Below are 13,172 nucleotides of genomic sequence, written 5' to 3'. Positions count from 1 at the left end.
CCTTAGAAACGATAATCCCAGCCCAGGGTGAAGAGCCGCCCGCGACCGGCGAAGAAGGCCAGATTGTCGTTGGGCAGGCGCGTGTCGCTATTATAGTCGATATAGAATTTATCGAACAGATTCTGGACGCTGAGATAGACGCCACCCATGGATGCGGTGTCGTAGCGGAGATAGGCGTCGGTGACCGCATAGCCGCCGAAATTGTTGCGCCGGTCCGGGTTCGCCTTGCCATGGAAATTGCGCGACAGATAATATTGGGTCTGCAACCGCGCCGAGATGGCGCCATGGCGATAGTCGGCGGCGACGTTCAGGCGATCGGGCGAGATGTTGGTGCCGTCCAGATCGGTATCGACGATGCCGTCGGGATTGGCGCTGTCGCTGTCATAGCGGCCCTTGAGATGGGCATAGCCGGCGGAGAGCTTGAGGCCCGGCAGCGGCGTCTGCACGCCGAGGTTGATTTCCAGCCCCTCGATCTCGACCCGCTGGCGCTGGACGGTGAAGATGCCGTCGCCCTGTGCGATCAGGATCTGGCCCTTGTCGCTGGATGACCAGAAATAGGTGGCGCTGGCGTCGATCGGGCCGCGCTTCACTTCCAGCCCGATTTCGCGGTTGTTGGAAACGATCGGGCTGATGTCGAGATAATCGTCGAGGTCGACGCCCGCGACGCCGATCGACCGGGTCACGCGGCCGACATCAGGCATGGTGAAGCCTTCGGCATAGCTGGCATAGGCACGAATGCCCTCAAGCGGCTCGAAGATGAGGCCGCCATTCAGCAGCGCGTCGGAGAATTTGGGCTTGCCGCCGGCGACATCGACGCCGCCATAATTGGGCGCGGTGGTGGAGGCGAGGGTGTGGAAATCGTCGATCTTCACCTGCACATTTTCCCAGCGCACGCCGCCGGCGACGCGGACCAGCCCGTCGGCGATCTTGAGATTGGCCTGGGCGAAGGGGGCGATGGAACGGAAGTCGCTGGGCGGCACCCAAGTGCGGCCGGTGACCATCAACCGCTGTTCCGTCTTGTCGAACAGGACGTCGAGGCCGACCGTGGTGGTCAGCGCCTCGAAGCCGGGCAGCGCGCGTTCATAGCTGATCTTGCCGCCGATCTTGCGCGACCGGTTCTGCGACTGGTCGAACAGGGTGCCGACCGGGGCGATGGCGGGATCCTGGAAGGTCGCGATCGCGGCGAATTCGCCGCCGAAAATGTCGCGGCTGCGGTTGAAGAAAAGCTGGGTGACGAGGTTGCCGCCGGCAACATCGCTGTCGGTGTAGGAGAGGGACGCGCTTTCGGTGCGGTTCGATCCCGGCGTGCCGGGAGCGTCGCCCTTGATCGCGGTGGTCGGCAGGCCATTGGCGCGGCTGCCGGCGAGCGGGACATAATCGCCATCGCCTTTCAGTTCATAACGGTTGAGGATCAGGTCGAGCCGGCCGGTATCGCCCACGGCATAGCCCAGCCGCGCGAAGATATCGGTGGTCTGCGATGCCTGGGTCTCGCCCTGGGTCATGTTGATGCCGATGCGGCGGTTGCGCGCATCATAGAAGGCGCCGCGCTTTTCATAGGAGGCACCGACCGTGGCGTCGAAATCGCCCACCTTATACTGGACCAGCCCGGCCGCCTTGCCGCCGAAGCCGTCCCCGTCGAAATCGTCGCTGGCCGATCCCTGCAGCAGCACCCGGCCGCTGATGCCCTCTTGCTTGGGCGCGCCGACCGTCACCTGGTTGACGATGCCGCCGGTGCCACCAATCCCCTGCAGCGCGTTGGAGCCATAGATGAGTTCGACCCGGTCGATGAAGAAGCCGTCGATGGTGAAGCCGTCTCGGCTGCCGTCGCGCAGCGGGGTCGACTGGGGGATGCCGTTGATGGCGTAGAGCGGCGAGCGGCCGCGCAGCGTTTCGCCTGCGCCCGACAGCTTGCCGCGGGTCGGCGAGAAGCTGGGGGTGAGGGTGGAGATGGCATCGGTGACCGAGCCGGAAATCGCGATCTGCTGGTCCAGCATCTGCTTGTCGATCAGGTCGATCGTCAGCGGCAGCGCATTGGGTGGCAGGATCGAGCGGGCCGCGGTGACGACGATCGATTCGCTGTTCTTGTCAGCGTCGGCCTGCTGCGCCATGGCTGGCGATGCGAGGGCGATGGTCAGCGCCGCCAGCGCGATTGCAGAGTGACGAATTTCGATATGACGCATCATCGCGATCCCCTGATCTATGTTGGGCAGGGCTGCTAACGACAATCGATCGCAAGAACAATCCCATTCTGCATGATGCTTATACCATAGGGCGATAAGCCCGATTTTCCTGCGTTCCGGAAGGATGCTTCTATTATAAGATGCATAAAGATATATCGCATCTATTGACGCTGGTGATTTTTAAGATATATCACAATGCATCATGAAGCATTTTGAAAGAGAGAATATGCATTTTTCCCATTCCGATCGCGGCGCAGGCCGCCGGGGTTGCCGGCCAGGCCGGCACATGGATGACGCCATGGCCGATCGCGGTTTCGACCCGCGCGGTGCCGATCCGCGGGGCTTTGGCCATCGTGGCGGACGCGGCCATGGCCGCTTCTTCGGGCCGGGCGGCTTTGGCCCCGAGGGGTTCGGGCGCGGTTTCGGCGGTGGTCGGGGCGGTCCGTTCGGTGAGGACGGCTTTGGCGATGGTCCTTTCGGTGGCGGCCGGGGTGGTCGTGGCGGCGGACGCCGGCGCCTGTTCGGCAATGATGCGCTGAAGCTCATCCTGCTCAAGCTGATCGCCGATGCGCCGCGCCACGGCTACGACCTGATCCGCGAGATCGAGAGCCTATCGGGTTCGGTCTATGCGCCCAGTCCGGGCGTCGTCTATCCGACCCTGACGCTGCTGGCCGACATGGACCTGATCGCCGAGCAGCCCGGTGAAGGCAGCCGCAAGCTGTTCGCCATCACCGACGCGGGCACCGCCCATCTGGCCGAGCATGAAGCCGGCGTTGCCGAGGTGATGGAGAAGCTGGCGCATCTGGCCCGCAAAGCCGAACGCAATGATGCCGCGCCGGTGCGCCGCGCGCTGCAGAATATGCGGGTGGCGATCCAGCATCGGCTTGAAAAGGAAGGGGCCGATTCCCAAACCATGTTCGATGTCGCGGCCCTGATCGACGAGGCCGCCAGCAAGATCGAGAGGCTCTGATCCCATGACGCTGACCGCCACCGTGCCCACCACCCATGGCAGCCGTTACCTGCAGCAGCTCTGCAAGCATTGGAGCCACAAGTTCGAAACCAGCTTCGACGCGGACAAGGGCGAGATCGCCTTTCCGATGGGGCCGATCCACCTGAGTGCCGATGCCGAGCTGCTGACCGTGGTACTGGAGCCCAATGCGGACGCCGATGTCGAGAAGTTCAAGCAGGTGGTCGCCGACCATCTCGACCGCTTCGCCTTCCGCGAGGCGCCCTTGCCCTTCCACTGGGCCTGAAGGAATGCTTTCCGGCTGCTCGACTATCTTCCGTCATCCTGACGAAAGTCAGGATCCATTCGGCGCTACACCTGTAGGGAAGCGCTGAATGGATCCCGGATCAAGTCCGGGATGACGGCGGTGACTTGGGCGCGGGGGCGCAGGCGAAAGGGGTCGGGTCTGCACGGCCCGGCCCCTTCCCCGGTAAGCTCCATGAGGACCGGTAACCCCGGTCCTTCTTTGTGTCAGCTGTCGGTCTTGGCGCGCATCGCGGCCATGCGGGCGTTGGTCGCCTGCACGTCGGCGGCGGTGACGATGCCGTCCTTGTCGGCATCCTGCTCGGCAAAGGCGCGCGCGCCCGACGCGTCATATTCGGCCTGCGCCATCTTGCCGTCCTTGTCCTTGTCGAGGACGTTGAAGCGGACATGGGCCTGGCGGATCTGGCGCTGGCGTTCCTCGGTCTTCTTTTCTTCGGTCAGGCTCGACTGGGCGAGCTGCTGTTCGAGGCGGGCGGCATATTCGCCGACATATTCATCCTCCGACACCCAGCCGTCGCCATTGGCATCGGTTGCCTTGAAGCGTGTGACGCGCACTGCGTCGAATTCGGCGCGGCTGACCTGGCCGTCATGGTTGCTGTCATAGTCATGGACGAAGGCGCCGCCTTCATGCGGGGCGGCGAAGGCGGGCGTGCCGGCGGCGGCAACGACGGCGGCGATCAGGATGGAACGGGTCTTCATGATGTGTCTCCGGGATATCAGGCGGCGTCGAAGGCCAGCGTGTAGGTGTAGCTGCGATAGGGTGTTTCCGACCCGGCCGGCGCGGCGCCGCGATGGCGAACCAGGATCAGATAGGTGCCGGCGTCTTCCGGCTTCAGGCTGAAGCGGCCCTGTGCGTCGCTCTTCGTCTCGGTCGCGACCTTGCGGCCGTCATGCACGCCGGCGCTGCGGAACAGGGTGACCTGTGTCGCGGGCAGGGGCTTGCCGTCGAACAGCAGCACGAAGCTGGCATCGCTGCCCGACACGATGGCGTTGGGATGGGTGACCGGCTGGATTTCCAGGCCCGTGCCGACCGGCTTGAGCGCCGCCTGCGTCGCCTGGCCACGGGTGACATAGGCGTCGGCAAGCGTCATGCTCTGCACCTCGACCTCCTGCGTGCCGGGCTTGGGATCGCCGCCTTCGCCGCGCATCTGCCATGTGTCGCCGACGCGGAACATCTTGCCCTTGCGCCCGGCGCGCTGGCCGGTGGTGACGCGATAGGTGCCGTCCGCCTTCAGATCAGCCTCGAACACCGACAGGTCGCGCAGATAGGTGACCGGGCCGGTTGCGGCCTGGCTGCCGTCCGGCGCGACCAGGTGGAAGGGCGCGTCGCGCATCGCGACTTCGGGGACGAAGGCGTCCTCGGCAAAGGCTGATGTGACGGTGACATGATCGGCCTTTCCGGCGTCGAACAGGGTCGGCAGCACATAGGGCATATGCGCCTGGGCGGCGGTGCCGCCGGCCAATAGCAGCACGGGCAAGGCGGCGGCGAACAGGGCGTTCGCCGGGCGACGATGATTGGACAATGGGGTTCCCCTTGGTTTCGTTACGCCTCTCTATAGTGTATAGTGAGAATCACTTGCAATAGCATTTAATCGGAGTAGAGAGCGGCCCGACCCGGCGCGTGATGCGCCGCAACAATGATACGGGGGCATTTTTCATGACCAAGTCCAAGACTCTGCTGCTGCTGGGCACCGCGCTGATCGCACTGCCGCTGCCGGCGATGGCCCAGGAGCAGAGTGACGATATTGCGGTGGCAAGCGATTCGCAGTTCGCGCTCGACCGGATGATCATCTCCGCTGGCGTCGAGAAGGTTGCGCTGGACACGCCGCAGGCTGTGACCGCGCTGGACCAGGAGGATATCGACCAGCTGCAGGCGACGACGATCGGCGACCTGCTGGAAGGCATGCCGGGCGTCAATGTGCAGGGCGGCGTCGGCCAGCTCGGCCAGGGCTTCAACATTCGCGGCATGGGCACGGCGATCGGCGACAGCGACAACCGCATCCTGATGACGGTCGATGGCGTCACCAAATTCTACGAACAATATCGCATGGGGGCCTTCTTCAGCGAACCCGAACTCTACAAGCGGGTCGAGGTGCTGCGCGGCCCGGCATCCTCCACCCTCTATGGCGCGGGCGCGCTGGCGGGCGTGATCAACTTCACCACCAAGGATGCGTCGGACTTCCTGCGCGACGGCGACAAGCTGGCCGTGCGGTTGAAGGGCGCGACCGAAACCAATGCGCAGGGCCATACCCTGTCGGGCATCGTCGCGACCGAGCCGGTCGACGGCGTCGAACTGCTGGGCAGCTATAATTATCGCCGCACCGACGATTACAAGAGCGGCAATGGCGACACCGTCGCTGCCTCCGCCACCGAATCCGACAGCTGGCTGGTCAAGGGCCGGGTCGCGATCGGCGGCAACAAGAAGCATGCGATCTGGGCGTCCTACCAGGACTGGATCAGCGACGCGCCGCAGGTCTATGACCAGATTTCGGCCGCCACCGGCAGCTCGTTGATGCGCCGCCGGGTCCACGACAAGACCGCCGTGCTGGGCTATGTGAACGACTTTGACGGCAGCAAATTCTTCAATGTCGAGGCGCAGGTCGCCTATTCGCTGTCCAAGGTCCACCAGACCGAGACGACCTTCCTGGGTGCGAACCTGGAATATTCCGATTTCTCCTATGAAAGCTGGCAGGCGAAGGTCCAGAATACCAGCGAGTTCGCCATGGGCGGCGACTGGACGACCTTCCTGATCCTGGGCGGCCAGTGGAGCACGCAGGAACGGCGCAACCCGCGCGTCAATTTCGACGGCACGGTGACGCCGGGCGCGGGCACCCATCCCGAAGGCGACATGGACCGCTATGGCCTGTTCGGTCAGCTGGAGATCGTCTGGTCCGACAAGCTGACCATCATGCCGGGCGTGCGCGTCGACTGGACCCGGCTGACGCCGGGCGACACGGTGGTCGGCGGCACCGTCCTCACCGACAAGGTGAAGGATAGCGGCGTATCGCCCAAGCTCGCCGCGCTCTACAATATCACGCCCTGGTTCGGCCTGTTCGGGTCGGTCGCGCGCACCGTGCGCATGCCCAATATCGACGAAATCTTCACCCGCAGCGCGACCCGTCCGAACAATCCGGACCTGAAGCCGGAGAAGTCGGACAATTATGAAGCCGGCTTCACTTTGTCCTTCGACGATACCCTCGGGAAAGGCGACCGCTTCCGCGCGAAGACCACCCTGTTCCAGAACGACGTCAAGGATCTGATCGTCAATGTCTCGGCAGCGGCGGGCACGCCCTATTTCCAGAATATCAACCGGTCGCGCTTCAAGGGCATCGAGCTGGAGGCCGAATATGGCATTGCCGGCTTCTATGCGCGCGGCAATGCCAGCTTCATCGATGGCAAGAACCGCCTGACCGGCGATTATCTCAACACCATCCCGGCGAACGACTATCGCCTGACGCTGGGCTATAATGATGTGGCGAGCGGCCTGTCGGGCGGCTGGACCGGCGAATTTGCCGAGCGGCAGGACAAGGTGACGCCGGGCAGCTTTGCCTCGGCCGGGTCGGGCCTGGCGACGCCGGGCTACAGCGTCCACAACCTGTTCTTCGCCTTCAAGCCGCAGGGTGGCGTGGCCAAGGGCTTCGAATTCCGCATCGCCATGGATAATATCTTCGACAAGCAATATCGCCGCCATCTGTCCTCGCTGGCCGCTGAGGGGCAGAGCTTCCGCTTCACCGTGGCGAACAGCTTCTGACGCCATGACGGGCGTGCGGCGTCCCTTTCGTGTCACGGGGCCGGCGGCGGCCTCGCTCGGGATCAACGCGCTGCTGATCGCGGCGCTGCTGAACCTGGGCATGGGCCGCGCGCCGAAGCGCGAGGAGGGGGCTGCACTGACCGTCATGTCGCTGGCGGCGCTGAAGGGCGTGGAGCAGGGGGCGGAGCAGGCCGAGGCGGCGCAGGCGACGGCGCAGCCCGAAGCCCCGGTGCCGACGCAGGCGCCGCCCCCCACGCCGGTCAGCCCGCCGCAGCCGGTGCCGCCGCCGATGGTGGCGATCCCTTCCGCATTGTCGCTGCCCGTCGCGGTGGCGCCGGCTGCTCCGTCCACGCCGACGGCCGCAGCGGCGCCGTCAATGCAGCCCGCGGCGAGGGCGGCGCCGGTCATGGCCGCCAGCGCCGGCGCGCCGCCGGCCCGGCGCGGCATTGCCGACGGGCTGGACGCCAATGCCCCGGCCGGCAACAGCCGCGCCTATGCCGCGCGGGTGCGCTCCTGGCTCTATGCCCACAAAATTTATCCCCGCCGCGCCAGGATGCGGCATGAGGAAGGGGTGGTGAAGGTCCGCTTCGTGATCGACCGCGCCGGCATGCTGATCGAAGGGCGGGTGATCAGCAGTTCCGGCCGCGTCTCGCTCGACGAGGAAGCCGCCGCCATGCTGCACCGCGCCTCACCCTATCCCAAGGCCCCGGCCGACATATCCGGCGACCGCATCGAATTCACCGCGCCGGTGGAGTTCGTGCTGCCGGTGTAGGAAGGGGGTAGGTGGTCTGGGGGTGGCCAAGAGCGGCTGTAAATTCCTCCCCTGCAAGGGGAGGGGGACCACGAAGTGGTGGAGGGGTATCACCCTATCGAGAGGCGGACACCCCTCCGTCTGGCCTTTGGCCATCCACCTCCCCTTGCAGGGGAGGTGGATGGCCTGAGAGCGACCATTTGGAGACTGTTCCCCCTCCCGTAAACGGGAGGGGGTTAGGGGGTGGGCTGGACGTCGCACAAGCCCACCCCGCTGCGACTAATGCGCTTCGCGCCTAAGTCTCGCTACCCCTCCCGTTTACGGGAGGGGAATGGCGGGAAACAACCCATCCAAGCCATTGAGCGCAGAGCGACTGTGCATTCGCGCAACCGGGCGCGTAGGGAGGCTCAGCCCTTGGCCTTGGTGGCCGCGATATAGGCCTGGACCTGTTCGCCCAGCACGTCGAGCGGCAGGGCGCCATTGGCCAGCACCACTTCATGGAAGTCGCGAATGTCGAACCTCGCGCCGAGCGCCTGTTCGGCTTCCTTGCGCAGCTGGGCGATGCGGATCTGGCCGATCATGTAGCTGGTCGCCTGGCCCGGATTGTTGATGTAGCGATCGACTTCCTTGACGATGTCGCGTTCCGACAGGGGCGCATTGTCGCGGAAATAGTGGATCGCCTGTTCGCGCGTCCAGCGCTTGGCGTGCAGGCCGGTGTCGGTGACCAGCCGGATCGCGCGCCACATCTGCAGCGAGAGCATGCCGAATTCCGAATAGGGATCCTGATAGGCGCCCATTTCCTTGGCCAGGCGCTCGCTATAGAGGCCCCAGCCCTCGGTATAGGCGCCATAATAGCCGAAGCGGCGGAATTTGGGCAGGTCGGGCAGTTCCTGCGCACGCGCGATCTGGAAATGATGGCCCGGCGCGCCTTCATGATGGGCGATCGCCGCGACCTGGGGCTTTTGCACCTGGTTCATGTCGGCGAGGTTGACGTAGAAGATGCCGGGGCGCGATCCGTCGGGCGCGGGCTGGTTGTAGAAGGCGACCGAGGCGGTTTCCTGCCGCCAGGCCTCGACCGCGCGCACTTCCAGCTTCGCCTTGGGCAGGACGCGGAAGAAGCGCGGCGCGGCGTCCATGGTCTGGGCGATGGCGGCGCGGGCGTCCGCCAGATAGGCTTCGCGGCCGGCGGCATCATTGGGATATTTGAACTTGGGATCGGTGCGCAGCGCCTGGAAGAAATCGGTCAGCGATCCGGCAAAGCCGATCCGCGCCTTCACCGCCTCCATCTCCGCCCGGATCGCCTTCACCTGATCGAGGCCGATCTGGTGGATCTGGTCGGCATTGAGGCTGGTGGTGGTGTAGAAGGCGAGGCGGGCGTTATAATAGGCTTCGCCGCCCGGCAGGCTCCAGGCGCCGTCATTGCCCTTGGCCTTGGGCTCGATCGCATCGAGCGCGGCGAACAGGGTCTGGAAGCCCTTGGCGAAGGGGCCGGTCAGCGCCGCCTGTGCGTCCGTGATCAGCTTCGCCTTCTCCGCGTCCGATGCCTTGAGCGCGCCGACCTTCTTCTTGAAGTCGGCGAATAGGGTAGAGTCTGGCAGGGTCGAGTCCGGCCCCTGGTCGAAGGGCGCGCCGCTGATCACCTTCTTCGCGTCGGCACGGGCGGGGGCGAACACCATCTTGGGCGGGATGATGCCTTGCGCCGCCTGATCGCGCATCTTGGTCGCGACCTCGTTCATCACCCGCTCGCTGTCGCGCAGGCGGGCGATATAGGCCTGGGCATCCGCGACGCTGTCGACGCGATGCTCGTTGATCAGGAAGACGGGGATATTGCCCGCGGGGCTGCCATTGGTGGACACGGGGAAGGCATATTTGGCAAAGGGCGCCTGCTGCTTTGAGGTTGCCACCTGTGCCTCGAACAGGCGATAGCTAAGGCGCGCCGAGGGGCCGAGCCGTTCGGGCGAGAAGCGGCGATGCAGCTGTGCAAGCTGCTGTTCCTGCAGCGCCAGGCTGCGGGCGTCGGCCCGCTCGCTATAATCGTCCAGCTTGCCATAGTCGGTCTTGAGGCCAAGGCTGGTCATCGATTCCGGGCTGAGCGCGAGCTGCTGTTCGAACGCCTGGTCGAGGAAGGCGAGCAGCGCCTTGTCTTCCTGTGCGGTGGCAGCGGCGGGCGCCGCAGTGGGGGCCTGGGCCAGGATCGGGGCGGAGGCGCTAAGGGCAAGGAGCAGCGCGAGCGAGATACGGACGGTCATGGCAATTCCTGTCGCGAATAGGGATGGTGAGGGAGAGACAGGCGGGCGGGCGCCAAGTCAAGCCGGGCCTTGCCAAAGCGATCGCTTTTCCGGGGCTTGGGTCGCGACGATTGAAGCCTCTGGACAGGCCGTGCCTTTCTGCCATCTATTTTGCGGGCGACAACAGGGGGTAGCGCGATGGCGATCAGTCTCAAGGTCAATGGACAGACACGGTCGGTGGAGGCCGATCCGGCCAAGCCGCTGCTATGGGCATTGCGCGAGGATCTGGACATGGTCGGCACCAAGTTCGGCTGTGGCGCGGGGCTGTGCGGCGCCTGCACCGTGCATATCGACGGCAACCCGGCGCGCGCGTGCCAGACGCCGATCGGCGAGGCGCAGGGCATGGCGATCACCACGATCGAGGCAGTGGCGAAGAGCGATGCGGGCAAGCGGATATCCGATGCCTGGGTCAAGCTGGACGTGCCGCAATGCGGCTATTGCCAGGCCGGGCAGATCATGAGCGCGACCGCGCTGCTGGCGACCACGCCCGATCCCAGTGACGAGGACATCGATGCGGCGATGATGGGCAATCTGTGCCGCTGCTCCACCTATGTCCGCATTCGCGCCGCGATCAAGGATGCGGCCAGGGCGGGGGCGAAGGCATGAACGCGCCGATCCTGTCGCGCCGCCGTTTCCTTAGCGCCTCGCTGGTCGCGGGCGGCGGCTTGCTGTTCGACCTCAACATCCCGCTGGCGGGCGCGGCCGAGGGCGCGCCCCAGATATTGACCGCCTTCGTGCGCATCCTGCCCGACAATCGCGTCATCATCGGCGCGAAAAATGCCGAGATCGGGCAGGGCGCCAAGACCATGCTGCCGATGCTGATCGCCGAGGAACTGGATGTCGACTGGGCGCAGGTGACGATCGAGCAGACCCATGCCGACCAGAAGATATTCGGCGGGCAGACGGCCGGCGGCAGTCGCACGACGCCGCGCGAATGGCTTCCGACGCGCAAGGCCGGTGCCGCCGCGCGCGCGATGCTGGTCGCGGCGGCGGCGCAGATATGGGGCGTGGCGCCCGCGACATTGAAGACCGGCAGCGGCAAGGTCAGCGATCCCGCGTCGGGCAAGAGCATCAGCTATGCCGCGCTCGCCGCCGCCGCCGCGCAGCAGCCGGCGCCCGATCCGGCGACATTGACGCTGAAAGACCCCAGGGATTTCCGCATCATCGGCCAGTCCATCGGCGGCGTGGATACGCCCGCGATCGTCGCGGGCAAGCCATTGTTCGGGATCGATTTCAAGCTGCCCGGCATGCTCTATGCCGTGCTGGAAACCTGCCCGGCCTTTGGCGGCACCTTCAAATCGGCCAATCTGGACGAAGTGAAGGCGCTGCCGGGCGTGGCCCATGTGCTGACGATCAAGGGCGACGGCACGCCGGAATCGCTGTTCGACGGCGTCGCCATCCTGTCGACCAGCTGGTGGAGCGCCAACCAGGCGCGCGAGGCGCTGAAGGTCGAATGGGACATGGGCGCGGTCAGCGGCTTTTCGACCGAAGGCTATGCGGCGCAGGCGGCTCAGCGGCTGAAGGGCAAGGCGGATGGCGATATCGTCCGCGCCGGTGACGTGGACGCGGCCTTTGCCGCGGCGGCGAAGACGGTCAGCGCGGAATATGATTATCCCTTCCTGGCGCATGGCACGCTGGAGCCGCAGAACTGCACCGCCCTGTTCAAGGATGGCGCGATCGAGATCTGGGCGCCGACGCAAAATCCGGAAAGCGGGCGCGGGCTGGTGGCCAAGGCGCTGAACCTGCCGCCGGACAAGATCCGCATCAACTTCACCCGCATCGGCGGCGGTTTCGGCCGGCGGCTGATGAACGACTATATGGTGCAGGCGGCGGCAATCGCGGCGCAATTGCCCGGCGTGCCGGTGAAGCTGCTGTTCAGCCGCCAGCAGGATATGCAGCGCGACTTCTACCGCCCGGCTGGCTGGCACGGCTTCCGTGCGGCGCTGGACAAGACGGGCAAGCTGACCGCCTTTCACGATCATTTCGTGACCTTCGGCAAGGACGGCAAGCCGGTGCGGTCGGCCGAGATGCCGGCGACCGAAATCCCCGCCGGCCTGATCGACACGGTGCTGCTGGAGCAGAGTTTCCTTGCCACCAACATGCCGACCGGCTGGCTGCGCGCGCCCGGCTCCAATGCGCTGGCGTTCGTCACCCAGGCCTTCCTGGACGAAGTGGCGCAGGCGGCGGGCAAGGATCTGCCGACGCTGATGCTGGAATTGCTGGGCGAACCGCGCGACCTGCCGCGCGGCCCCAACGCGCCGCCCTTCGTTACCGGCCGCGCCAGGGGCGTGATCGAGAAGGTGGTGGCGATGAGCGGCTGGGCGGATCGCGGCCAATTGCCCAAGGGGCGGGGCAAGGGCTTTGCCTTTTACTACAGCCATATGGGCTATTTCGCCGAGGTGCTGGAGGTGGCGCTGGTCGACGGCATGCCGAAGGTCGCGACCGTCTGGGTCGCGGGCGATGTCGGCAGCCAGATCATCAACCCGATGAATGCGCTGCACCAGGCGCAGGGATCGGTGATCGAGGGGCTGGGGCAGGCGCTGGCCGGGCAGAAGATCACCCAGGTTGCCGGCGCGGTGGAGCAGGCCAATTTCGACACCCATCCGCTGCAGCGCATCCCCGATACGCCGCAGATCATCGTCGAGTTTGTGAAGACCGATTATCCGCCGACCGGCATGGGCGAGCCGGCGCTGCCGCCGGTGATCCCGGCGCTGGTCAATGCGCTGCACGCGGCCACCGGCAAGCGCATCCGCACCCTGCCGATCGTGCCGGAGATGTTCGCCTGAACCCTGTTTTCCAACCCCTCTTTACTTGGCCTGAAAAATCTTGATGATCGTCAAGAATCTGATGGCGGATCGACATGGCGTCATCCGTCATGCCGGTCAGAGGGGCAAAAAAGCCCCCGCCTGAGATTGGGCCGCGTCCAGGGCAA

The 13,172-nt window shown here is 65.4% G+C and carries 10 protein-coding genes; 6 read left to right on the top strand and 4 right to left on the bottom strand.

Annotated elements, in window-relative coordinates:
- Positions 1–2: 2 nt before the first annotated feature.
- Complete coding sequence (locus GGQ90_RS15295) at positions 3–2,183, bottom strand: TonB-dependent receptor (protein WP_188082948.1); 2,181 nt, start codon at positions 2,181–2,183, stop codon at positions 3–5.
- 283 nt (positions 2,184–2,466) lie between these two features.
- On the opposite strand from GGQ90_RS15295, the gene GGQ90_RS15290 reads away from it, so the two are divergent.
- Both GGQ90_RS15290 and GGQ90_RS15285 read left to right on the top strand, forming a co-directional pair.
- Entirely contained in the window at positions 2,467–3,150 is a 684-nt protein-coding gene (locus GGQ90_RS15290; protein ID WP_380814476.1) for a PadR family transcriptional regulator, read from the top strand.
- 4 nt (positions 3,151–3,154) lie between these two features.
- On the top strand, positions 3,155–3,433 hold the full coding sequence (locus tag GGQ90_RS15285; RefSeq protein WP_188082947.1) for a DUF2218 domain-containing protein: 279 nt from the start codon (positions 3,155–3,157) through the stop codon (positions 3,431–3,433).
- A gap of 224 nt (positions 3,434–3,657) precedes the next feature.
- Here the strand turns inward: GGQ90_RS15285 and GGQ90_RS15280 are convergent, their stop codons facing one another.
- Positions 3,658–4,149 carry an EF-hand domain-containing protein gene (locus GGQ90_RS15280; protein WP_188082946.1) on the bottom strand — a complete coding sequence of 164 codons (492 nt, stop codon included), beginning with the start codon at positions 4,147–4,149 and terminating at the stop codon, positions 3,658–3,660.
- Positions 4,150–4,166: 17 nt separating this feature from the next.
- Positions 4,167–4,973, bottom strand: a complete 807-nt coding sequence (locus tag GGQ90_RS15275; protein WP_188082945.1) for a DUF4198 domain-containing protein — start codon at positions 4,971–4,973, stop codon at positions 4,167–4,169.
- Between the two features lie 134 nt (positions 4,974–5,107).
- Here GGQ90_RS15275 and GGQ90_RS15270 point away from each other — a divergent pair, with 134 nt between their 5' ends.
- Together GGQ90_RS15270 and GGQ90_RS15265 are read left to right on the top strand one after the other, a co-directional pair.
- Positions 5,108–7,201 carry a TonB-dependent receptor domain-containing protein gene (locus tag GGQ90_RS15270; protein WP_246428258.1) on the top strand — a complete coding sequence of 698 codons (2,094 nt, stop codon included), beginning with the start codon at positions 5,108–5,110 and terminating at the stop codon, positions 7,199–7,201.
- Between the two features lie 4 nt (positions 7,202–7,205).
- Positions 7,206–7,973, top strand: coding sequence for an energy transducer TonB (locus GGQ90_RS15265; RefSeq protein ID WP_188082943.1), 768 nt, complete (start codon positions 7,206–7,208; stop codon positions 7,971–7,973).
- Between the two features lie 386 nt (positions 7,974–8,359).
- Here the strand turns inward: GGQ90_RS15265 and GGQ90_RS15260 are convergent, their stop codons facing one another.
- The gene (locus GGQ90_RS15260) at positions 8,360–10,201 is read right to left on the bottom strand and encodes a DUF885 domain-containing protein (RefSeq protein ID WP_188082942.1); all 1,842 of its coding nucleotides are present in this window, start codon (positions 10,199–10,201) and stop codon (positions 8,360–8,362) included.
- A 177-nt stretch (positions 10,202–10,378) separates the two neighbouring features.
- Between GGQ90_RS15260 and GGQ90_RS15255 the strand changes: the two genes are divergently transcribed.
- Together GGQ90_RS15255 and GGQ90_RS15250 are read left to right on the top strand one after the other, a co-directional pair.
- Positions 10,379–10,846 (top strand): (2Fe-2S)-binding protein, encoded by a 468-nt coding sequence (locus GGQ90_RS15255; protein ID WP_188082941.1) that lies wholly within the window; start codon positions 10,379–10,381, stop codon positions 10,844–10,846.
- A complete protein-coding gene (locus GGQ90_RS15250) occupies positions 10,843–13,026 on the top strand; it encodes a xanthine dehydrogenase family protein molybdopterin-binding subunit (RefSeq protein ID WP_188082940.1) in 2,184 nt (727 codons plus the stop codon). Before GGQ90_RS15255 ends, GGQ90_RS15250 begins: the two co-directional genes overlap by 4 nt.
- Positions 13,027–13,172: the final 146 nt, after the last annotated feature.

Source organism: Sphingobium scionense (assembly GCF_014197035.1).
Lineage (GTDB): Bacteria > Pseudomonadota > Alphaproteobacteria > Sphingomonadales > Sphingomonadaceae > Sphingobium > Sphingobium scionense.
The sequence above is the reverse complement of the archived record's forward strand: the minus strand, read 5'-3'. Positions and strand labels throughout refer to the sequence as shown.

Coding starts and splice junctions, on each gene's coding strand:
- GGQ90_RS15295 (WP_188082948.1), bottom strand. CDS start 2,183: ATGATGCGTCATATCGAAATTCGTCACTCTGCAATCGCGCTGGCGGCG.
- GGQ90_RS15290 (WP_380814476.1), top strand. CDS start 2,467: ATGGATGACGCCATGGCCGATCGCGGTTTCGACCCGCGCGGTGCCGAT.
- GGQ90_RS15285 (WP_188082947.1), top strand. CDS start 3,155: ATGACGCTGACCGCCACCGTGCCCACCACCCATGGCAGCCGTTACCTG.
- GGQ90_RS15280 (WP_188082946.1), bottom strand. CDS start 4,149: ATGAAGACCCGTTCCATCCTGATCGCCGCCGTCGTTGCCGCCGCCGGC.
- GGQ90_RS15270 (WP_246428258.1), top strand. CDS start 5,108: ATGACCAAGTCCAAGACTCTGCTGCTGCTGGGCACCGCGCTGATCGCA.
- GGQ90_RS15265 (WP_188082943.1), top strand. CDS start 7,206: ATGACGGGCGTGCGGCGTCCCTTTCGTGTCACGGGGCCGGCGGCGGCC.
- GGQ90_RS15260 (WP_188082942.1), bottom strand. CDS start 10,201: ATGACCGTCCGTATCTCGCTCGCGCTGCTCCTTGCCCTTAGCGCCTCC.
- GGQ90_RS15255 (WP_188082941.1), top strand. CDS start 10,379: ATGGCGATCAGTCTCAAGGTCAATGGACAGACACGGTCGGTGGAGGCC.
- GGQ90_RS15250 (WP_188082940.1), top strand. CDS start 10,843: ATGAACGCGCCGATCCTGTCGCGCCGCCGTTTCCTTAGCGCCTCGCTG.